Origin of the sequence: Kitasatospora sp. NPDC101235 (genome assembly GCF_044767505.1) — a bacterium.
GTDB lineage: Bacteria > Actinomycetota > Actinomycetes > Streptomycetales > Streptomycetaceae > Kitasatospora.
Genome location: NZ_JBIWNZ010000004.1, coordinates 192,509 through 213,889, shown reverse-complemented (window position 1 = coordinate 213,889; position 21,381 = coordinate 192,509). Strand labels below are relative to the sequence as shown.

The following is a 21,381-nucleotide window of genomic DNA, read 5'->3' as shown; positions in this document are numbered from 1 at the left end:
CGTCACGAGCCGCATCATGTCTTGGACGCACCGAACCCGCCGTCCCTACCGTTGCAGCCATGACAACCGCGACTCGGACGGCCCGGCATCCGTCCACCCTGGCGACCCTGTGGCGGTCGACCGTCGGCAAGAAGGCGGTCATGGCCGTCACCGGACTGGTCATGCTGCTGTACCTGGTCGCGCACATGCTGGGGAACCTCAAGGTGTTCTTCGGCCCGGACGACATCAACGGCTACGCGGCCTGGCTGCGCACCATCGGGCAGCCCTTCCTGGGCCACGAGTGGTTCCTGTGGATCGCCCGGGCGGGCCTGCTGGCCGCCGTGGTGCTGCACGGCGTCTCCGCGTACCAGCTCAGCCGCCGCGACCTCGCCGCCCGCCCGAGCAAGTACGTGCACCGGCGCCGGCGCGCCGGCTACGCGACCCGCACCATGCGCTGGGGCGGGGTGATCCTGGCGCTGTTCATCGTCTGGCACATCCTCGACCTGACCACGCTGACGGTGAACCCGGTCGCCGAGCACGGACACGTGTACCAGAACGTGGTGGGCACCTTCGGCCGCTGGTACAGCGACGTGATCTACATCGTCGCGATGCTGGCCGTCGGCTTCCACATCCGGCACGGCTTCTGGAGCGCCGCGCAGACCCTCGGCGCCAACAACGCCCGCCGCGACAAGGTGCTGAAGCTGGCCGCCAACGGTCTGGCGCTGCTGCTGACCGCCGGCTTCCTGTCCGTCCCCGTGGCCGTGATGTTCGGAGTTGTGAAGTGAGCTACCTGGAGTACACCGTCGGCGAGTCGATCGCCGACACCAAAGCACCCGCCGGACCGATCGAACAGCGCTGGGACCAGCGGCGGTTCGACGCCAAGCTGGTCAACCCGGCGAACCGGCGCAAGCACACCGTGATCGTGGTCGGCACCGGCCTGGCCGGCGGCGCGGCCGGCGCCACCCTCGCCGAACAGGGTTACCACGTCGTCCAGTTCTGCTTCCAGGACTCCCCCCGGCGCGCCCACTCGATCGCCGCCCAGGGCGGCATCAACGCGGCCAAGAACTACCGCAACGACGGCGACTCGGTCCGCCGGCTGTTCTACGACACCGTCAAGGGCGGCGACTTCCGCGCCCGCGAGTCCAACGTGCACCGGCTGGCCCAGGTGTCGGTGGAGATCATCGACCAGTGCGTGGCCCAGGGCGTGCCCTTCGCCCGCGAGTACGGCGGCCTGCTGGACACCCGGTCCTTCGGCGGCGTGCAGGTCTCCCGGACCTTCTACGCCCGCGGCCAGACCGGCCAGCAGCTGCTGCTCGGCGCCTACCAGGCGCTCTCCCGGCAGATCGCCGCGGGGAACGTGGAGATCCACCCGCGCACCGAGATGCTCGACCTGCTGGTGGTCGACGGCCGGGCCCGCGGCATCGTCGCCCGCGACCTGGTGACCGGCGAGATCACCAGCTACACCGCGGACGCCGTCGTCCTCGCCACCGGCGGCTACGGCAACGTCTTCTACCTCTCCACCAACGCCAAGAACTCCAACGCCACCGCGATCTGGCGGGCCCACCGGCGCGGCGCCTACTTCGCCAACCCGTGCTTCACCCAGATCCACCCGACCTGCATCCCGCGCTCCGGCGACCACCAGTCCAAGCTCACCCTGATGAGCGAGTCGCTGCGCAACGACGGCCGGATCTGGGTGCCCAAGGCCAAGGGCGACAACCGGCCGCCGGGGCAGATCCCGGAGGAGGAGCGGGACTACTACCTGGAGCGGATCTACCCCTCCTTCGGCAACCTGGTGCCGCGCGACATCGCCTCCCGGGCCGCCAAGAACGTCTGCGACGAGGGCCGCGGCGTCGGCCCCGGCGGCCAGGGCGTCTACCTGGACTTCGCCGACGCGATCCGCCGGCTGGGCCGGGACGCCGTCGAGGCCAAGTACGGCAACCTCTTCGAGATGTACGAGCGGATCACCGCCGAGGACCCGTACCGGGTGCCGATGCGGATCTACCCGGCGATCCACTACACGATGGGCGGGCTCTGGGTCGACTACGACCTCCAGACCACCGTCCCGGGCCTGTTCGCGATCGGCGAGGCCAACTTCTCCGACCACGGCGCCAACCGGCTCGGCGCCAGCGCCCTGATGCAGGGCCTGGCCGACGGCTACTTCGTGCTGCCGCCCACCCTCAACGACTACCTGGCCCGCCACCCGCTGCCCGCGGTGCCCGCCGACCACCCGGTGCTCGCCGAGGCGGAGGCCGAGGTCGAGGACCGGCTCAACCTGATCCTCGCGGTGGACGGCGACCGCACCCCGGACTCCTTCCACCGCGAGCTCGGCGAACTCCTCTGGGACGAGTGCGGGATGGCCCGCGACGAGGCCGGGCTGAAGCGCGCGCTGGAGCGGATCCCGCAGCTGCGCGAGGAGTTCTGGCGCCGGATCAAGGTGCCCGGCACCGGACAGGAGCTCAACCAGTCGCTGGAGAAGGCCAACCGGCTGGTCGACTACTTCGAGCTGGCCGAGCTGATGTGCCTGGACGCGCTGCACCGCGCCGAGTCCTGCGGCGGCCACTTCCGCACCGAGAGCCAGACCCCCGACGGCGAGGCCGCCCGCCGCGACGAGGAGTTCTCCTACGCCGCCGCCTGGGAGTTCACCGGCACCGGCGCGGCACCCGTCCTCCACCGCGAGGAACTCGACTTCGAGTACGTCCACCCCACCCAGCGGAGCTACGCATGAACCTCACCCTGCGCATCTGGCGCCAGGCGGGCCCGGACGCACCCGGCTCGATGACCACCTACCGGGTCAGCGGGATCAGCCCGGACATGTCCTTCCTGGAGATGCTGGACACCCTCAACGAGGAGCTGATCACCCGCGGCGACCAACCGGTCGCCTTCGACCACGACTGCCGCGAGGGCATCTGCGGCGCCTGCGGCATGGTCATCAACGGCCAGGCGCACGGCCCCGAGCGGACCACCACCTGCCAGCTGCACATGCGGCACTTCCAGGACGGCGACACCATCGACGTCGAGCCCTGGCGGGCGGCGGCCTTCCCGGTGGTCAAGGACCTGGTGGTGGACCGCACGGCCTTCGACCGGATCATCGGCTCCGGCGGCTACATCACCGCCCCCACCGGCAGCGCCCCGGATGCACACGCGACGCCCGTCCCCAAGGAGGCCGCCGACACCGCGTTCGAGCACGCCGAGTGCATCGGCTGCGGCGCCTGCGTGGCCGCCTGCCCGAACGGCTCGGCGATGCTCTTCACCTCCGCCAAGGTGGTGCACCTCAACGTGCTCCCGCAGGGCGCGCCCGAACGCGCCGCCCGGGTGCGGAACATGGTCTCGGCCATGGACGCCGAGGGCTTCGGCGGCTGCACCAACACCGGTGAGTGCGCCACGGCCTGCCCCAAGGGCATCCCGCTGCCCAGCATCGCGGCGATGAACCGGGAGTTCCTGCGGGCCGCCCGCGGCTGACACTCCCTTTCGTACGGTCGGCCCCTCGCTCTGGTGCTCAGGCGGGGGGCCGACGCCTTTCCGCGGGGGCGTGCGGCGGCGATTCGCGCTACCCGTACGGGTGGTGGATCGCCGGGAGCGGTGCTTCCTGACGGAGAATCGCGCTACGGTGGTGCTCCGCCACGGAAGGACGGCATATGCCCGAGGTTCAGTCCTGTTCCGGTTGCGGCGGGTCCGGGGGGACCCAGAAGACCGAGGCAACGGTCGAACTGGACGAGGAAGGAAGCATGGTGCCCAGCGTCCACACCTTCTGGTCGCCCTGCGGTCGGTGCCACGGATCCGGGACGGTGATCATCGGATGAGGTTCGTCTTCGAGTGCGTCGAGTGCGGTGGGCACTACCTGCCGCCCGAGGAGATGGTGTACCCGGACGGGCCGGCCTCGCCGGTCTGGTGCAGCGCCTGCCAGAGCGCAAAGCGCGCAACCGGCGTCCGGGAGGACCCGCTGCTCGCCCGGGTCGCGCTGGCCGCCGCCCGGGCCGCGCTGGCCGGGCGGGCCGCCGAGGCGGCCGAGCAGCCGGCGCGCTTCGACGTCCGCCCGTCCCGGCCGCCGCTGTCCCGCCGGGCCAGGTCCGGCCCCGGTGTGGTGCGCAGCAAGCTGGGCTGACGGCCCGCGGTCGGCGGCGGCCGGGGCATACGAACCGACGGTACGTCAGTTATCCGGCGCCACAATGAACTTGTGCAGACCCGGAACGTGCTGGCACATTGTCCTCCCTCGCACGACAGTCTTGGGGGACATGGCCATGCAGCCGACCGATCCTGCCGATTCGACCCGGGCCGGGCAGACCGGCTCCTTCCCGTCCGCTCCGCCGCCGCCCGGCGGGCCGCCGACACCGGCCCCGTTCGGGCCGCCACCGCCCGCCGCCCCGCCGCCGGCCTTCGCGAGCGGCTCCGCCGGTGCCCCGGCCACCATCCGGGTCGCGGTCACCAACCGCATCCTCTGGGTCGGGCAGGCGGCGTACCCGCTGGCCAACGTGGCCCGGGTCGGCACCTCGCTGATCGTCCCCGGCCGGCGCCGCGCGCTCCTGCGGCTGCTCGCCTTCGCCCTGGTCGTCTTCGTGCCCGTGTTCGTGGTCTCGCAGGCCACCGGCGGATCGTCGAGCCCGTACGGCTCGTCCTCGGACTCCGGGTCCGGCGCGATGGTCTTCGGCGGGGTGATCGTCGTGGCGGCCTACTTCCTGATCTTCACCTGGCCGGTGCTGCGCCGGCCCGACCTGTACGTGCTGGCCGTCGACACGGCGGGCCCGCCGACCGCGGTGCTGGCCTGGCACACCCCGCAGCCCGCGTTCGAGCTGCAGGCCGCCATCACCCGCGCGATCGAGAACCCGCAGGCCGAGTTCCAGCAGGTCGTCCAGACCATCAGCGTCGACCTGCGGCAGTACCAGTTCGGCGACAGCGTCAACATCTACGGCGGTCAGGGAAACACGGGAGTCAGCAAGTGAGCGACAACGAGCGCCCGAACGTCCAGTACGGCGACCGGGTCACCATCCACGGCGGCAGCAACAACGTCGGCATCCAGCACAACAACGGCCCGGTCGGCGGCGAGGCGCTGCCGCCGGAGGTGGCCGCGCTGTTCTCCCGGCTCGCCGACGTGGTCACCGAGCTGGCCCGCGACGGCCGGCTCCGCGAGGCGGACCGGCAGAGCCTCGCCGAGGCCCTGCCGGTGCTGAACAGCCCGGCCGCCGAGGAGCCGGGCCGGCGGCGCAACACCCTTCTGCTGCTGGCCGGTCTGGCCCAGAGCCTCGGCGAGGCCGCCGCACCGGCGCTGGGCCTGGCGAACCAGCTCCTGGCCCTGATCAGCGGCTGACCGGCCGCCCGGCGTCCGGGGCGCCGTAGGCCCCCGTCCCGTCCGGCCCGGGCGGGACGGGGGTGCCGGCCGGGTCAGGCGGCGGCGGTTTCGGCGAGGAAGCGCTGCACCAGCTCGCCGACGGCGTCCGGGGCGTCCTCGGGGCTGTAGTGGCCGACGGCGGGCAGTTCGACGACCCGCCCGTGGGGGAACGCCTCGGCGAACAGCGGCAGGAAGTGCCGGGCGGCGAGCGTCCGGTCGTCCGCACCCCACAGGGCGAGCGCGGGCAGGGCGGCGAGCGCCGCGCGGGCTTCTGCGCTCGGGGCCGCGAAGGTGTGCGCCCCGGTCGCGAAGCCCTCCGCCCAGCCGATCGCGCCCGCGGCCTCCGCACGGGAGGGGAAGGCCGCGCCGTAGGCGGCCGGCCGGGTGTCGACGGTCAGGACGTTCTCCCGGAAGCCGTTGAGCTCCAGGATGCCGAGGATCGTGTGGCCGAGTTCGCCGAGGACGGCGCCCAGGCTCCCGTCGGCATGCGCCCGGGCGATCCAGCCGAACCACGGGGACTCGGCCGCGTTGGCGGCGAGCGCCGCGCCGAGGCCGGGCTGGCCGAAGGGCGTGGGGCCGTTGACGCTCACCACCCGGGTGATCAGCCCGGGGTGACGGACGGCCAGGCCCATGCCGACCGGCCCGCCGAAGTCGTGCATGACCAGGGTGATTTCACGCAGGCCGAGGTCCAGGACCAGCGCCTCCAGGTTGTCGACGTGGTCCTGCAGCCAGTAGCTGCGGTCGGCCGGGGTGGCACTCTTGCCGAAGCCCATGTGGTCGGGGACGACCACCCGGTGGGTCGGGGCCAGCCGGCGGATCAGGTCCCGGAAGAGGTAGCCCCAGGTGGGCTCACCGTGCAGGCAGAGCACCACGGGGCCGGCCCCCTCGTCCACGTAGTGCATGGGGAAGCCGGGGGCCGCGCTGAAGTGCGGTCGGTACGGGAAGGTGCCGTCGAAGGTCTCGTGGGCAGCGATCATGGGCTGGATCCGCTCCAAAGTGGTAGCAAATTAAAACCGCAAGGCCGAGGCTAGGCCCTTGTGGTTTCATTACGCAACCACGATGGTCGGGGCGGTTCCGCGGGAACTCGCGGGAGCTCTCAGAACAGCGCCTCCTGGGTGTCCGGCTCCGGCGGACGCAGGCGCTCGTGGAGGGTCAGTCCCTCGGAGCCGCGGCCGGCGACCGGGCTGAGCGTCCAGCCGGTGAGCAGCCGGGTGTCCAGCAGCAGCGGGCCGGAGCCGTCCGTCTGATCGAGGAAGAGGTGCCGGCCCACCGGCGGCCGGAGCCGGCCCGCGACGACCGCGCCGTCGGCCAGCCCGGCGATCTCCCGGTACGCCTCCGGGGCGCCGCCGGCCAGGCCGTAGCGCTCGACGTGGTCGACCACCGGACGGTCGGCGAGCAGTTCCAGGGCGTGGCCGCCCAGCAGCCCGTGCGCCCGGGCGCGGGCCTCGGTGAGCACCGCACGGCGGTACGGGGCGTCGCCGTGCGACCACCAGTGGTCGGTCTTGAGCCGGGACTTGTACCGCTCGCGGGCCAGGCCCGAGGCGGCGACGGTGAGTTCGGCGCGCCGGATCGCCGGCAGGGCGCCTCGGGCGGTGAACACGTAGGCCAGCGCGCCCTGTTCGAGCAGCCGGCTGTCGCCGCGCTGCTCGGCGGTCAGGCCGACCTTGAGCAGGCCCTCGCCGAACCAGGCGAGGTAGAGCAGGTAGGTGCGGCCGTCGTCGAGGATCTGGTCCCGGGCGAGGGCGAGGCCGCGGTCCACGCTCTGGCAGGCCGGGCACTGCGTCGCGCCGCCGCCCGGATCGATCACCGCGTGGTGCGGGCAGGGCGTCCGCTCCGTCGCCCCGGCCAGCCAGGCCCCGACGCAGCGGCGCGGGCCGCCCAGCAGCCAGCCGACCTCCGCCCCCGGCGCGACGGCGCGCTCGTGCACCCGGGCGCCGCGCGCGGCCCCGAGCACGGCGCGGCCGTCCCGCCAGCTCAGGCCGGTGGAGATCCAGCCGCCGGGGCGGGCCTGCTGCTCCGGGTGCTGCGGGGGGATCGTCACGTTTCTCCTTGCCGTCCGTAGCCGTCGAGACTACCCGGTGCCACCGACAGCGCGGGCTGCTGCGCCGACGTGCGCGGCGGGTGCGGCCCGGATCCGGGAGGCGGCCGGTCTCCACCGGCCGGCGTTCCGCCCGGGGCCGCCCGTGAACTCTCCCCCTACGTCTCCCCCTTGGCGCCCCTGCGCCGCTCAGCGCCCGGCGCCCACCCCTCGAACGGCGGCCGGTGCTCGGGCCCCGGAGCGCCCTCCGGTGGCTCCGGAAGGCCCGCAGGTCATCGGCGCTTGGCCGGGCGGGGTGTTCACGTTCTATTGTGGCGGGCGCGGTCGGCGGCGTGGCCGGGAGGCGACGCGGCAGCGGTCGAGTCGGCGCGAGGCGAATGGGGTGGGCGGACGGTGTCGGGGCGGCGGAGCAGCGGGGTGCTGGCGATCTGGGCGGAGGCGCAGCGGCAGCAGCAGCGCCGGGAGGAGGCCCGGTGGCGCGCCGAGGCGGCGGAGCAGCGCCGCCGGGAGCGGGAGCAGCGTGAGGCGCAGAAGGCGGCCGCCCGCGACGAGCGCGAGGCGCAACGCGCCTACCAGCAGTCGCGGGAGGCGGAGGTCGCCCGGCGGACGGCCGAACTGGACGCCCGGGTCGAGGAGTTGAGGGGGCTGCTGGCCGCCGGGCTGGCCGCGCAGGCCTTCGGCCCGCAGGCCCTGCTGGCGCCGCAGCCGGTGCCGCCGTTCGACCCGGGGCCGCTGGGCGAGCCGGTGCCGATGCCGGACCAGTCATCGGCCCGGTACTTCGTGCCGCCGCCGGACCCGGTCCAGGCCCGCAACCCGGGTGTGCGGCAGCAGTACGAGCAGTACCTGGCCCAGGCCCGTGCCCGGTTCGAGCAGGACTGGTACGCCGCGCAGGCCCGGGAGGCCGACCGGCAGCACCGGCTGGCCGCGTACCACCAGGAGTACCTGACCCGGGTCGAGCAGTCCCGGCGGCAGCAGGAGGAGCTCGGCGCCCGGACCGAGGAGCTGCTGCGCCGACTGCGGGCGGGTGAGCCGGAGGCGGTGCAGGAGTACTTCACGGCCGGCCTGTACGCCTCGGCGGACTGGCCGGAAGGCTTCCCGCACCGGCTGGTGGCGGCCTTCGACGCCGGGAACCGCCAGCTGGTGGTGGACTGGGAGCTGCCCGGGCCGGACGTGGTGCCGGCCGCCGCCCGGGTGCGGTACGTGAAGACGGACGACCGTGAGGCGGAGGTGGCCCGTCCGGCGACGGAGCGCAAGGCGCTGTACCGGGAGGTGCTGGCGCAGTCGGCGCTGCGGGTGGCGGCCGAGCTGTTCCGGGCGGACCGGGACGGGCTGCTGGACTCGGTGGTGCTGAACGGCTTCGTCCTCGGCATCGACCCGGCGACCGGCCGGGAGGCCGAGCGCTTCCTCTCCACCCTGACCGCCACCCGGGCCGGCTTCGCCGCCCTGGCGCTGGACCGGGTGGCCCCGGTGGAGTGCTTCCAGGGCCTGGGCGGCCGGCTGTCGGCGCGCCCGGAGCGGCTGGACGAGGTGCGCCCGGACCGGCGGCCGGAGAGCATCGGCGGGAGCCTGGCCGGACACGGCGGCGAGGACGAGCCTGACCTGTTCGCGATGGACCCGCTGGACTTCGAGGACCTGATCGCCGAGCTGTTCCGGCTGCGCGGCTTCCGGGTGATGACCACGGCCCGCAGCGGCGACGTCGGGGTGGACGTGGTGGCCGAGGACCTGGACCCGGTGACCGGCGGCAAGATCGTGATCCAGGCGAAGCGCTACAAGAAGACCGTCCCGCCGACGGCGGTGCGCGACCTGGAGTCCACCGTCCGCCACCACGGCGCGATCAAGGGCATCCTGGTCACCACCGCGGGGTTCGGCCGCGGCTCGTACAGCTACATCGAGGGCAAGCCACTGACCCTGGTGAGCGGCCCGGAACTGGTCGCCCTGCTCGCCGAGCAGGGCCTGCGCGGCCGGCTCGGCGGCGGTGCCGCCGCCGCCGCTGCCACGGCTGCGGACGACAAGCCCGAGGAGGCCGGCGAGACCGCCCTCACGGTGAGCTGGCAGAGCCGGACGGCCGGCGGGGACGCGGTGGAGCTGGACGTCACCGCCTTCCTGTGCGCCGGCGGCCGGGTGCTGAGCGACGAGCACTTCGTGTTCTTCAACAGCCCGCAGGACCCGGACGGCGCCGTCCGGCTGCATCCGACCCACTCGGTGCCGGGCCAACCGACCCGGGCGGTCCGGCTTGCCCTGGACCTGCACCGGCTGCCGGCCGCCGTCGAGGAGGTGGTGGTCGCCGTCTCCACCGAGGAGGAGGAGCACCCGGCGCTGCCGCTGGGCTACGTGCACGGGCTGGCTCTCGCCGCCGCGTACGGGCCGGGCGCGGGCGGCCCGGGCGCCTGGGCGGGCCCGACCGGCGGGGTGCCGGACAGCGCGATGCTGCTGGGGGCGTTCCTCCGGGCCGGCGGCGGCTGGGAGTTCAGCCCGTCCGGACGGGCGGTGGCGAACGGCCTGGCCGGGCTGGCGTCGGCCTTCGGCGTGGCGGTGGAATAGGCAGCCTCGATCCCGGCCCCCAGCAGCCGGCCAGGCCCTTGGTCCTCAGGGGTCGGGTCATACCTGAGGAGGAGAGCGCCCCCGCCACCCCGCCGGGTCGGCGGGGGCCGACCGCCCTCGCGGCATACACGTCGCATTCGAACAGCTTGGGATGATGTTACGGAACAAAACATTCCGTTCATCCGTACCAGGAGTCCACGTGACGTTCCCCGCAACCGCCGTCCACACCGGCCTGGCGGCCGCCCGAGCCACCGGCCTGAACAAGGTCTACGGGGAGGGGGAGACCCGCGTCGTCGCCCTCGACAACGTCAGCGTCGTCTTCCCCCAGGGCGAGTTCACCGCCATCATGGGCCCGTCCGGCTCCGGCAAGTCCACCCTCATGCACTGCATGGCCGGCCTCGACACCGTCACCTCCGGCTCCTCCACCATCGGCGACACCGAGCTCGTCGGCCTCAAGGACAAGCAGCTCACCCAGCTGCGCCGGGACCACATCGGCTTCATCTTCCAGGCCTTCAACCTGCTCCCCACGCTGACCGCCCTGGAGAACATCACGCTCCCGATGGACATCGCCGGCCGCAAGGTCGACAAGGCCTGGCTCGACCGCGTCGTCGACACCGTGGGCCTGTCCGGACGCCTCAGCCACCGGCCCTCCCAGCTCTCCGGCGGCCAGCAGCAGCGCGTCGCCTGCGCCCGCGCCCTGGCCGGCAAGCCCGACATCATCTTCGCCGACGAGCCCACCGGCAACCTCGACTCCCGCTCCGGCGCCGAGATCCTCTCCTTCCTGCGCAACTCCGTACGCGAACTCGGCCAGACCGTCGTCATGGTCACCCACGACCCGGTCGCCGCCTCCTACGCCGACCGCGTCGTCTTCCTCGCCGACGGCCGCATCGTCGACGAACTCCACAACCCCACCGCCGACACCGTCCTGGACCGCATGCGCCGCTTCGACGCCAAGGGCCGCACCAGCTGAGCCCCTCGCCCCGCAACGCACCCGTCCCCCGAGTACCCCAGGACTGACACCCCCTCATGTTCCGCACCGCACTGCGCAACGTGCTCGCCCACAAGGGCCGACTGCTGATGACGGTACTGGCCGTCATGCTCGGCACCGCCTTCGTGGCCGGCACGCTGGTCTTCTCCGACACCTTCGGCAACGCGCTCAGGACCCAGAGCTCCAAGAGCTACACCGACATCGCCGTCACGGTCAGCGACCACGAGGCCGCGAACCTCAGCTACCAGCACGGTGACCGGGCCGTCGACAGCCCGACCCTCACCGAGGAGGCCCGTACGAAGGTCGCCGCGCTGCCCGACATCGCCGAGGTCCGCGGTGTGGTCAGCGGCTTCGCCGGCATCGCCGACAAGAAGGGCGCGCTGATCGGCAACGGCTTCTCCACCACCGGCACCAACTACGTGCCGGGCGCCGACGGCACCGACCCGCGCTACCCGCTGGTCGAGGGCCGCGGCCCGAAGGACGCCACCGAGATCGCGCTGGACGCCAGGACCGCCGACAAGGGCGGCTTCAAGGTCGGCGACACGATCCGGGTCGCGGTCAACGGCCCGGTGATGAAGCTCAAGCTCACCGGCACCGTGAACACCAACGACCCGCGGGTGGTGGCCGGCGGCTCGCTGGCGGCCTTCGACACCGCCACCGCCCAGCAGCTCTACCTGAGCCCGGGCCGCTTCGCCGAGCTGGACGTCAAGGCCAAGCCGGGTGCCGACGACTCCGCGCTGCTCGCCGCCGTCAAGCAGGCCGTCCCGCAGGGCGACAACATCGAGGCCAAAACCGGCCGTGAGCTCGCCGACGAGCAGGACCGGATGATCAAGCAGGGCACCCAGGTGCTGAGCACCGCCCTGCTGGGCTTCGCGGGCATCGCGCTGTTCGTCGGGATCTTCATCATCGCCAACACCTTCACCATGCTGGTCGCCCAGCGCACCAAGGAGCTGGCCCTGCTGCGCGCCGTCGGCGCCACCCGCCGTCAGATCACCCGCTCGGTGCTGATCGAGGCGCTGCTGGTCGGCCTGACCGCCTCGGTGACCGGTCTGCTGGCCGGCATCGGGATCGCCGTCGGGCTCAAGGCGCTGCTGAACGGCCCGTTCGACGCCAACCTGCCGGACGGCCCGCTGATCGTCGCCCCGCGCACGGTGATCGCCGCGATCGTGGTCGGCGTGCTGGTCACGGTGCTGGCCGCCTGGCTGCCCGCCCGCCGGGCCTCCCGGATCGCGCCGGTGGCGGCGATGAGCTCGGCCGAACAGCCCCCCACCCACAAGGGCCTGGTGGTCCGCAACACCATCGGTTCGCTCTTCTCCCTGGTCGGCGCCGTCGCGCTGGCGGCCGGCGTGGGCACCAAGGAGGTCAAGCTGGTCGGCGTCGGCGCGGGCGCGCTGCTGATCGGCGTGTTCGTCCTGACCCCGCTGCTGTCCCGGCCGCTGATCGCGCTGTTCGCCCCGCTGCTGCGCGCCGTGTACGGCACGCCGGGCAAGCTGGCCCAGGAGAACGCGGTCCGCAATCCGCGCCGCACCGCCGCCACCGCCTCGGCGCTGACCATCGGCGTCACCCTGATCACCTCGCTGACCGTCATCGGCGCCTCGGTGAACCAGGCCATGGACAAGGTCACCGCGAGCGACTTCAAGGCCGACTACACGGTCGCGATGGAGAACGTCTCCCCGCTCTCCCCCGAGGTCGCCGCCCAGATCGCCAAGGCGCCCGGCGTCAGCGTGATGAGCACGGAGCGCGACATGGCGGTCAGGACCGGGCAGAACGGGGAGGATTTCGAGTCGATCACCGCGGTGGACGCCGCGACCATCGACCAGCTGGCCACCGTCAAGGTCAAGGAGGGCTCTGCGGACGCCCTCAAGCAGGGCAAGCTGCTGGTCAGTTCGGGCCGGGCCGAGAAGGCCGGCTACAAGGTCGGCGACACCCTCGCCGTCACCTACCCGGACGGCGCCAAGGGCTCGCTGACCGTCGGCGGCATCCTGGAGGCCAACATCGCGCTGGCCTCGGTGGTCGCCCCGGAGGCTGTGATCGGCCCGCACGCGGCGCCCGGCTCCGGCGTGGACAAGGTCCTGGTCAAGGGCGTGAACGGCCCGACCGAGGAGCTGAAGCAGGCGCTGCGCGACGCGACCGGCGGCAACCCGCTGATCGCGGTCAAGGGTGCGAAGGAGATCAAGGCGGAGAACAGCCGGATCATCACCAACATCCTGAACCTGATGTACGGGCTGCTCGGCATGTCCGTGGTCATCGCGGTGCTCGGCGTGGTCAACACCATGGCGATGTCGGTGTTCGAGCGTCGCCGGGAGATCGGCATGCTGCGGGCGATCGGCCTGGACCGGCTCGGCATCCGCCGGATGATCCGGCTGGAGTCGCTGCTGATCGCGCTGTTCGGCGGGCTGGTGGGTGTCGGCCTCGGCGTCCTGGCCGCCTGGGCGGCCGTGCGCACGATGCCGAGCAGCCTCAAGGTCGTCACCGTGGTGCCGCCGGTGCAGACCGTCGGTTTCCTGCTCGCGGCCGCCGTGATCGGCCTGCTGGCCGCGCTCTGGCCGGCCCACCGGGCGGCCAAGCTCGACATCCTGGACTCGATCAAGAGCCAGTAGCGGTCCGGAAGTACGGAAGCCGGGAGCCCCCGGGGCGGTTCGATGAGAACCGCCCCGGGGGCTCCGTCATGTCGTCAGCCGAACATCATCAGTCGAAACGCATCAGGTGAGAAGCATCAGTTGAAGAGCACCTTCTCGTTGTTCGGCTGCAAGGTGCCGGTGGTCAGCCCGGCGGCCGGGACCAGCAGCTGGCCGGCCGGCTTGCCGTCGGGGCCGAGCACCTCGGCGGTGACCGGCGTGGTCTCGTCCGGCGCGGTGACCTGGAGGCCGGTGAGCACGTGGCAGGTCGAGTCCGACTTGTCGCAGACGCTCCACTTGAGGCCCGCGTAACCGGACTTGTTGGGCTTCAGGGTGACCAGCACCGCCGGCCCGGGGTGCGCATCGCGGTTGGCCGACAGCGCGTCGGCGCTGTTGTCGGCCTTCAGACCGCCGAAGCCCGGGTAACCGTACAGGGTGCAGTTGTGGTCGCTCTTGTTCTTGATCGTCAGCATGGCCGAACCCGCGCCCTTGATCTGCACGGTGGCGGTGATCTCGTCGCTCTTGCACCGCGAACCGGCCGCCTGGCCGGCCATCGGGTCGCCGGGGACGGTGGCCCCGGCGGCGCTCGCCTTCGGGTCGCCCGGCTTGTCGTCCGTGTACTTCACGTCGTCGCACGCGGTCAGCAGTACGGTCGCCGCGAGGGCCGCAACACCGGCGGCGACTAACCTGGCAGGCCTGCGAACGGTCATGTTCCCCCCATGGGTGGGTAATGGCATGGAGCTGTCACTCTTAGTACGAAGGTCCTGGCGGAACGGTTCCACTGGGGCTGCGGTTTGTCAGAGCTGACCGCTTTTCTCCTTTTCCTGACTTGTTCCGGCCGGAGCTGGCGAGAACCAGCGAGAATCAGCGCCGTACAAGCGCCTTACAAGCGCCGCACAAAAGCGAAAACCGCCCCGCCCGGCGGGTGCCGGGCGGGGCGGTTGCGGTGCCGAAGCGCCGGATCAGGCAGCCGGCTTGGCGGCCACCGGCTGGGCGGGCTTGGCCTTGCCGCCGCCGAAGAGGTTGAAGAACACGGCCAGCGTGGGCAGCAGGTAGAGCAGCCAGACCACCAGCTGGAGCACCGTCGGGTCCGGCTGGAAGTTGAACACGCCCTTCAGCAGGGTGCCGTACCAGCTGTCCTTGGGGATGGTGCTGGAGATGTCGAAGGCCACGCTGTGCAGGCCGGGCAGCCAGCCGGCCTCCTGGAGGTCGTGCACGCCGTACGCGAGCACCCCGGCCGCGACCACGACCAGCATCGCGCCGGTCCAGGTGAAGAACTTGGCCAGGTTGATCTTCAGTGCGCCCCGGTAGAACAGCCAGCCGAGCACCACCGAGGTGAGCAGGCCGAGCGCGGCGCCGACCAGCGGGTTCCAGCCGTCGCCGGTGGCCTGGACCGCGGTCCAGATGAACAGGGACGTCTCCAGGCCCTCGCGGCCGACGGCGAGGAAGGAGGTGACCACCAGGGCCGCGGTGCCCATCGCGATCGCCGCGTCCAGCTTGCCGTGCAGCTCGGACTTCAGGTGCCGGGCGGTGCGCCGCATCCAGAACACCATCCAGGTCACCAGGCCGACCGAGATGATCGACAGCGAGCCGCCGAGCGCCTCCTGGGCCTCGAAGGTGAGCTGCGAGGAGCCGAACTGCAGCACCGCGCCGAAGGCCATGGAGAGCGCCACGGCCGAGCCGACGCCGATCCACACCGGCGGCAGCTTGTCCTTGCGGTCGGTCTTCACCAGGTAGGCGATCAGGATGCAGACGACCAGGCTGGCTTCGAGACCTTCACGCAGGCCGATCAGGTAGTTGCCGAACACGCGGGCTCCTGGGGGGGTTTAGAGGTGGTACGAGGGGGTTGCGAGAGGGTCAGCCGAACAGGGCCTGGCCCCACCACTCCCCCGGCTTGCGCACGCCCGCCGGGCAGGCGAAGTGGGCGGAGCCGACGTGCTGGATGTACTCGTTGAGCTTGTCGCTCGCGGCGAGCTTCTGCTGGAGCGGGACGAAGGCCTTGCGGGTGTCGCGCTGGTAGGCGAGGAAGAACAGCCCCGCGTCCAGGCGGCCGAGGCCGTCGGTGCCGTCGGTGAAGGAGAAGCCGCGGCGCAGGATCATCAGGCCGCTGTTGGCGTCCGGGTGGGCGAGCGCGACGTGCGAGGTCGCGGGCATCGCCTTGAGGTCCGGAGCGTCGTGCTCCTTGCCCTTGCCGTACGGGGCGCCCTCGCCCTTGGTGCGGCCGAAGGTGTCCTCCTGGTCCTTGAGCGAGGCGCGGTCCCAGGTCTCGATGTGCATCCGGATCCGCCGGGCGACCAGGTAGGAACCGCCGGTCATCCACTCCGGGCCGTCGCCGGGGGCGGCCCAGACGTGGTCGGCCAGCTTCGCGGTGTCGGTGCCCGCGATGTTGTGGGTGCCGTCCTTGAACCCCATCAGGTTGCGCGGGGTCTGCTCGTCCGGGGTGGTCGAGGAGGTCTTGCCGAAACCGAGCTGCGACCAGCGGATGTTGACGGTGCCCATGCCGATCCGGGCCAGGTTGCGGATCGCGTGCACGGCGACCTGCGGGTCGTCGGCGCAGGCCTGGACGCAGAGGTCGCCACCGCTGCGGGTCGGGTCGAGCTTGTCGCCCTTGAAGTTCGGCAGGTCGATCAGGGCCTCGGGGCGCTTGGCCTGGAGGCCGAAGCGGTCCACACCGTCCTTCTCGAACAGGCTCGGGCCGAAACCGATGGTCAGGGTGAGCCGGGAGGCGGGCAGGCCGAGGGCCTCGCCGGTGTCGTCCGGCGGCGCCTCCGGCGAACCGGGCACCGCGCCGGTGCCGACCTCGCGGCCGCCGGTCATCGCGGCGGCCGCCTTGGTCCACTCCTTGAGCAGCTTGACCAGGGACTCCCGGGTGGCCTTCTCGGAGACGTCGAAGGCGGCGAAGTGCAGCCGGTCCTGGACCGGGGTGGATATGCCCGCCTGGTTCTCGCCGTAGAACGGCACCTCGGCACCGACCGGGGCGGCCACCGGAACGGCGTCGTCCTGCCGGGTCGCCGCGGCGACCGAGCCGACGGCCGCGGCGCCGAGTGCGACGCCCGCACCGGCCCAGCCGATGACGGCGCGCCGGCTGACCGCGCCCCTGGTCTCGGTGGCGTCGGCGGCGGCCGGCGTCCCGTTCTGCTGCTCGTTCTCCGCGTCCATCTGCGGGCGGGCCCTTCTGCTGTGCTGGATTGTGCGCTGGCCCACGGAGGCCGTGGCGCCCGGATCACGGGCCGCCACGGCGTCGGTGGGGGTGGTACTCCGGGTGTGCGTGGCCGGTTACTTGACGACCACGGCGGCGGCCAGCTTCGACAGCGGCTCGCTCAGCGAGTTGACCGCGTCGGAGAAGGTCTTGCGCTCGGCCTCGGTGACCTTGTCGTAGGAGGTGAAGGTGCCGTCGGCCTGCTTGTACTTGGCCAGCAGGGTGTTGATGGCGGCGAACTCGGAGTCCAGCGTCTTGGCCAGCTCCGCGTCCTTCTCGGAGGCGACCGGCTTCAGCAGCTCGTAGGCCTTCTGCGCGCCCTCGACGTTGGCCTGGAAGTCGGCCAGGTCGGTGTGGCTGTAGCGCTCCTCCTCACCGGTGATCTTGTTGGTGGCGACCTCGTCCAGCAGCTCCTTGGCGCCGTTGGCCATGCTGGTCCCGGTGATCTCGGCGTCGGGGATCTTCTTCTGCCAGTCCTTGAGGTCGGCGACCAGCTGGTCGGCGAGCTTCTTCTCGTCGTCGCCGATCTTCGCGTCGACCCAGAGCGACTTCTCCAGCTTGTGCCAGCCGGTCCACGCCTGGCCCGGCTCCAGCTTGTCCTCGCGGGTGTCGGTCTTCGGGTCGACGTCGCCGAAGCTCTCGGCGACCGGCTCGGTGCGCTCCCAGCCGGTGCGCGAGGGCGCGTACAGCGACTTGGCCTTCTCCAGGTCGTCCGCCTTGATCGCGGCGACGAAGGCCTCGACGGCCGGGATGGTGGCGTCGGCCTGCTCCTGGGCGTACGTGCGGTAGGCGTCGACGGCGGCGGCCAGGCGCGGGTCGGCCGGCGCGGCGCTGCCGCCCTCGCCGGTGACGGTGATCTTCTGGCGGATGCCGTTGCCGACCATGCCGGGCTTGCAGGCGATCTCGTACGAGCCGGCCTTGATCTCGGCGTTGATGCTGGTCTTGGTGCCGGGGCCGATGTTCTCGCGCTCGGTGATGATCTTGTCACCGTCGCCGTAGACGTAGACCTCGGTGGTCTTGGAGCCCTTGTTGCTGATGTCCAGCACGACGTGTCCGGCCGGGAAGCTGGTCCTGGAGACCTCGCAGGCGCTGTCGGTCGCGTTCACCTTGACCGCGTCGGCGGAGGCCGCCTTGTCGTCCTTCTTGGACGCGCAGCCGGCCAGGGTTGCGGTCGCCACGGCGAGGGTGAGCAGCGCGGCTGCGGTGGAACGGCGACGGGCGGACATGCGGGCTCCAACGGAAAAGGGCATGGGTGTGCCGAGGCAGTGCGGCCGACTGGGGACCAGCAGACCGTCGTTAGCTAAGGCATACCTTACGTAAGGATACTTTTCCGTCTACACCCACCCCCTGAACCGTTACCTTCCCGGTGTGCGGCGGGCGGCGGCCCGGGCCGTCCAGCGGCCCTCGTGACGGCTGATCCGGATCGAGTGGCCGAAGGTCTCGCTGATCAGCTCCGTGGTCATCACCTCGTCCACCGGCCCGGCCGCGACGCACTCGCCCCCGCGCAGCAGCAGGGCGTGGGTGGTGCTCTCCGGCAGCTCCTCCAGGTGGTGGGTGACCAGCACGCTGGCCAGCTCCGGGTGCTGGTGGCGCAGCAGGTCAAGGCTGTCCAGCAGCAGTTCCCGGGCGGTCAGGTCGAGCCCGGTGGCCGGCTCGTCGAGCAGCAGCAGCCGGGGGCTGGGCATCAACGCGCGGGCGATCAGCGCCCGGCCGCGCTCGCCCTGGGACAGCGTGGTCCACGCGGCCTCGGCCATCGCCCGCATGCCGAGCGTCTCGATCAGCTGCTCGGCCCGCTCCAGCGCCTCCGGGGCCGGCTTGCGGTGGAACTCCGGCTCGATGGTGTTGGTGTGCCCGGTGAGCACCACCTCGCGCACGGTCAGCGGCGAACGCAGCGGGTGGCGCGGGTTGACGTGCCCGAGGTGGGCGCGCAGCTCGCGGATGTCCACCTGGCCGAGCCGGCGGCCGAGCACGTCCACCTCGCCGCGGGTGGGGTGGGAGACCGCACCGAGCAGCGCGAGCAGGGTGGACTTGCCCGCGCCGTTCGGGCCGAGCAGCGCCCAGTGCTCGCCGGGCCGGATCTCCAGGGTGATCCCGCGCAGCAGGTGGCGGCCGTCGCGCACGACGTCCACGTCCCGGGTGCGCAGCAGCGGCCCGGCGAAGTCGGGGGCGGACGAGTTCATGGCAGCGGGACTCCGATCGCGGCGCCGGGCAGGGTGCGGGCGGGGCGCCGCACCGGACGGGCCGGCGCCGTCCGTCCGCGTGCAGAGTACAACCGGCCTCCGGTGGCGGGCCTGGCCGTCCGAGGGGTGGACGCACCAGGACCCTGTTGCCCGACGGGAGTTGGGAGGAGGATCGCGCCTCCGAGGGGACGAGGGGGCGAGTCCGCCACGTCGCCCACGTGGACCGCCGCCCGGCCGCCGGTCCAGGCGCCCACCCGTCCGTCCATGGGTCGGGGGCCCAGAGCCTGCCTCAGAGTGCCAACAGCCCCGCGGCGGTGGGACGCAGGCCGCAGGCGTCGAGGTAGAAGGGGCGCAGGTGCGGCTCGAAGTCCACGTGCAGCCAGGCACAGCCGGCCGCGCGGGCGCCGTCGGCGGCCTGCGCGACCAGGCGGGTGGCGATGCCCTGCCGCTGCGCGTCCGGGGCGACCACGGTGTCGAGCAGGAAGGCGTGGGCGCCGCCGTCCCAGGCCAGGTTGACGAAGCCGACCAGGGCGCCGTCGGCCGTGCGGCGGGCGGTCACCCAGCCGAGACTGTGCCGCTCCAGCCGGGCGAGCCGGCCGACGGGGTCGGCGGATTGGCCGGCGGATTGACCGGCGGATTGACCGGCGGGCTCGGCGGGTTCGGCGGGTTCGCCTCCCGGGTGGCCGAAGCCCTCGGCGTGCAGGGCGTCGAGTTCGGGATCGGCGAGCAGGCCGCGCCACTGGTAGTCGATCGTCACGACGGCACTGTAGAGCCACTGTTAACTTTCGATCATTTTTGATGGACCAAGGACACGACTTGGCAAAGTTATGACCTTTCCTCTAGCTGAACCTGACTGACCGCCGTCAATCTCTGTCGCAGCTCCTTTCCCTGCACAGCTACCCCCACTGGAGTCAGAGTGACCCCCACGCCCCTCTCCCGCCGTGCCCGCGTGGCCGGAGCCGTCGCGATCGTCGCCGCCCTCGCCGGCGCCACCGTTCCGGCTGCCACGGCCTCCGCCGCCACCGGCACGCGCGAGGCCGCGATATCCCAGGCCCGCGCCAACGTCGCCCGCAACGCGGGGGTGTTCGGCTTCGGCGCCGGCCAGGACCTCGTGCTCAAGGACGTCGTGCTGGACGCCGACGGCGCCTCGCACGTCCGCTTCGACCGCACCTTCCAGGGCCTGCCGGTGGTCGGCGGCGACCTGGTCGTCCACCAGGACGCCAAGGGCAAGCTCAAGGACTCCTCCCGCGCGGCCGCCCACGACGCCGCCGTGAAGTCGACCGTCCCGAAGGTGACCGCGCAGTCCGGCGCGGCCGGCGCGCTGGCCGCCGCCCCGGGTGTCAAGGACGCCGTCAGCACCCCCGAGCTGGTCGTCTGGGCCGCCGACGGCACGCCCCGGCTGGCCTGGCGCACCACCGTCGAGGGCACCGGCGAGCACGGCCAGCCGGCGGGCAAGGTGGTCGTCACCGACGCCACCACCGGCGAGCAGATCGAGTCCTACGACGCCGAGCACCAGGCGTCCGGCACCGGGAACTCCGAGTACACCGGCACGGTCACCATCGACACCACCGCCAAGACCGGCGGCGGCTACACCCTGACCGACCCGGTCCGCGGCCACGTCACCAAGGACGCCAACAACCTCTCCGCGAGCTCGCTCAAGGCCTCCTCCGGCACCCCGTTCACCAGCACCACCAACGTCTGGGGCGACGGGAAGAAGTTCTCCTCCGACCGCTCCACCGCTGCCGTCGACGCCCACGCCAACACCGCCTGGACGTACGACTACTACAAGAACGTCCACGGCCGCAGCGGCATCAAGAACGACGGCAAGGGCGCCACCGTCTTCGTCCACGTCGGCACGAACTGGGACAACGCCCAGTGGTCCGACACCTGCTTCTGCATGATGACCGGCGACGGCGACGGCACCACCGACCCGGAGCAGGTGGACCTCGACACCATGGGCCACGAGATGACCCACGGCGTCACCAGCGCCACCGCCAACCTGCGCTACAGCGGCGAGTCCGGCGGCCTCAACGAGTCCACCAGCGACATCTTCGGCACCATGGTCGAGTTCTACGCCAACAACAGCGTCGACACCGGCGACTACCTGTTCAGCGACCAGTCCACCCCGCCGTGGCTGCGCCGCTTCGACAAGCCCTCGCTGGACGGCCGCTCGGCCGACTGCTGGAGCAGCAGCGTCGGCAAGCTCGACGTGCACAACTCCTCGGGCGTCGGCAACCACTGGTTCTACCTGGCCAGCGAGGGCAGCGGCAGCAAGACCATCAACGGCGTCACCTACAACAGCCCGACCTGCAACGGCTCCACGGTGACCGGCATCGGCCACGACAAGGTCGCCAAGATCTGGTACCGCGCGCTGACCGTCTACATGACCTCCACCACCAACTACAAGGGCGCCCGCGCCGCCGCGCTGAACGCGGCCCGCGACCTGTACGGCGCCGGCAGCACCGAGTACAACGCGGTCGCGGCGGCCTGGAGCGGGGTCAACGTCAGCTGACGC

At 72.2% G+C, this 21,381-nt stretch carries 18 protein-coding genes; 10 read left to right on the top strand and 8 right to left on the bottom strand.

Features of this window, described 5'->3' with window-relative positions; genetic code table 11:
* Window positions 1-59: 59 nt before the first annotated feature.
* The 6 genes from ACIRRH_RS09715 (at window position 60) to ACIRRH_RS09690 (ending at window position 5,281) form a co-directional block, all read left to right on the top strand.
* Window positions 60-764 carry a succinate dehydrogenase cytochrome b subunit gene (locus tag ACIRRH_RS09715; RefSeq protein WP_403064232.1) on the top strand — a complete coding sequence of 235 codons (705 nt, stop codon included), beginning with the start codon at window positions 60-62 and terminating at the stop codon, window positions 762-764.
* Window positions 761-2,704, top strand: a complete 1,944-nt coding sequence (locus ACIRRH_RS09710) for a fumarate reductase/succinate dehydrogenase flavoprotein subunit (RefSeq protein WP_403064229.1) — start codon at window positions 761-763, stop codon at window positions 2,702-2,704. The genes ACIRRH_RS09715 and ACIRRH_RS09710 overlap by 4 nt, the downstream gene beginning before the upstream one ends.
* Entirely contained in the window at window positions 2,701-3,438 is a 738-nt protein-coding gene (locus ACIRRH_RS09705) for a succinate dehydrogenase/fumarate reductase iron-sulfur subunit (RefSeq protein ID WP_403064227.1), read from the top strand. The genes ACIRRH_RS09710 and ACIRRH_RS09705 overlap by 4 nt, the downstream gene beginning before the upstream one ends.
* A 337-nt stretch (window positions 3,439-3,775) precedes the next feature.
* Entirely contained in the window at window positions 3,776-4,081 is a 306-nt protein-coding gene (locus ACIRRH_RS09700) for a hypothetical protein (RefSeq protein ID WP_403064224.1), read from the top strand.
* Window positions 4,082-4,211: 130 nt separating this feature from the next.
* Window positions 4,212-4,916: a DUF6232 family protein gene (locus ACIRRH_RS09695; protein WP_403064221.1), complete on the top strand. Its 705-nt coding sequence runs from the start codon at window positions 4,212-4,214 to the stop codon at window positions 4,914-4,916.
* Window positions 4,913-5,281, top strand: coding sequence for a hypothetical protein (locus ACIRRH_RS09690; RefSeq protein WP_403064218.1), 369 nt, complete (start codon window positions 4,913-4,915; stop codon window positions 5,279-5,281). Before ACIRRH_RS09695 ends, ACIRRH_RS09690 begins: the two co-directional genes overlap by 4 nt.
* A 74-nt stretch (window positions 5,282-5,355) precedes the next feature.
* Here ACIRRH_RS09690 and ACIRRH_RS09685 read toward each other — a convergent pair whose 3' ends face one another.
* Window positions 5,356-6,279 (bottom strand): alpha/beta fold hydrolase, encoded by a 924-nt coding sequence (locus ACIRRH_RS09685; protein WP_403064215.1) that lies wholly within the window; start codon window positions 6,277-6,279, stop codon window positions 5,356-5,358.
* A gap of 119 nt (window positions 6,280-6,398) precedes the next feature.
* Window positions 6,399-7,343 carry a DUF2797 domain-containing protein gene (locus tag ACIRRH_RS09680; RefSeq protein WP_403064212.1) on the bottom strand — a complete coding sequence of 315 codons (945 nt, stop codon included), beginning with the start codon at window positions 7,341-7,343 and terminating at the stop codon, window positions 6,399-6,401.
* A gap of 414 nt (window positions 7,344-7,757) precedes the next feature.
* On the opposite strand from ACIRRH_RS09680, the gene ACIRRH_RS09675 reads away from it, so the two are divergent.
* From ACIRRH_RS09675 to ACIRRH_RS09665, 3 genes are all read left to right on the top strand, one after another.
* Window positions 7,758-9,881 carry a restriction endonuclease gene (locus tag ACIRRH_RS09675; RefSeq protein ID WP_403064209.1) on the top strand — a complete coding sequence of 708 codons (2,124 nt, stop codon included), beginning with the start codon at window positions 7,758-7,760 and terminating at the stop codon, window positions 9,879-9,881.
* Window positions 9,882-10,080: 199 nt separating this feature from the next.
* Window positions 10,081-10,851 (top strand): ABC transporter ATP-binding protein, encoded by a 771-nt coding sequence (locus ACIRRH_RS09670; protein ID WP_403064206.1) that lies wholly within the window; start codon window positions 10,081-10,083, stop codon window positions 10,849-10,851.
* A 56-nt stretch (window positions 10,852-10,907) separates the two neighbouring features.
* Window positions 10,908-13,469 (top strand): ABC transporter permease, encoded by a 2,562-nt coding sequence (locus tag ACIRRH_RS09665; protein WP_403064203.1) that lies wholly within the window; start codon window positions 10,908-10,910, stop codon window positions 13,467-13,469.
* 116 nt (window positions 13,470-13,585) lie between these two features.
* On the opposite strand, the gene ACIRRH_RS09660 is transcribed toward ACIRRH_RS09665, so the two are convergent.
* The 6 genes from ACIRRH_RS09660 to ACIRRH_RS09635 all read right to left on the bottom strand — a co-directional run bounded on the left by ACIRRH_RS09660 (window position 13,586) and on the right by ACIRRH_RS09635 (window position 19,623).
* On the bottom strand, window positions 13,586-14,197 hold the full coding sequence (locus tag ACIRRH_RS09660; RefSeq protein ID WP_403064200.1) for a DUF4232 domain-containing protein: 612 nt from the start codon (window positions 14,195-14,197) through the stop codon (window positions 13,586-13,588).
* 252 nt (window positions 14,198-14,449) lie between these two features.
* A complete protein-coding gene (gene efeU / locus ACIRRH_RS09655; RefSeq protein ID WP_403064197.1) occupies window positions 14,450-15,295 on the bottom strand; it encodes an iron uptake transporter permease EfeU in 846 nt (281 codons plus the stop codon).
* A gap of 49 nt (window positions 15,296-15,344) precedes the next feature.
* The gene (efeB, locus tag ACIRRH_RS09650) at window positions 15,345-16,646 is read right to left on the bottom strand and encodes an iron uptake transporter deferrochelatase/peroxidase subunit (RefSeq protein WP_403064194.1); all 1,302 of its coding nucleotides are present in this window, start codon (window positions 16,644-16,646) and stop codon (window positions 15,345-15,347) included.
* A gap of 117 nt (window positions 16,647-16,763) precedes the next feature.
* Complete coding sequence (efeO, locus tag ACIRRH_RS09645; RefSeq protein WP_403064191.1) at window positions 16,764-17,912, bottom strand: iron uptake system protein EfeO; 1,149 nt, start codon at window positions 17,910-17,912, stop codon at window positions 16,764-16,766.
* 129 nt (window positions 17,913-18,041) lie between these two features.
* Window positions 18,042-18,866 (bottom strand): ABC transporter ATP-binding protein, encoded by an 825-nt coding sequence (locus tag ACIRRH_RS09640; RefSeq protein WP_403064188.1) that lies wholly within the window; start codon window positions 18,864-18,866, stop codon window positions 18,042-18,044.
* A 289-nt stretch (window positions 18,867-19,155) separates the two neighbouring features.
* On the bottom strand, window positions 19,156-19,623 hold the full coding sequence (locus ACIRRH_RS09635; protein WP_403064185.1) for a GNAT family N-acetyltransferase: 468 nt from the start codon (window positions 19,621-19,623) through the stop codon (window positions 19,156-19,158).
* A 159-nt stretch (window positions 19,624-19,782) separates the two neighbouring features.
* Here ACIRRH_RS09635 and ACIRRH_RS09630 point away from each other — a divergent pair, with 159 nt between their 5' ends.
* Window positions 19,783-21,378 (top strand): M4 family metallopeptidase, encoded by a 1,596-nt coding sequence (locus ACIRRH_RS09630; RefSeq protein ID WP_403064182.1) that lies wholly within the window; start codon window positions 19,783-19,785, stop codon window positions 21,376-21,378.
* Window positions 21,379-21,381: the final 3 nt, after the last annotated feature.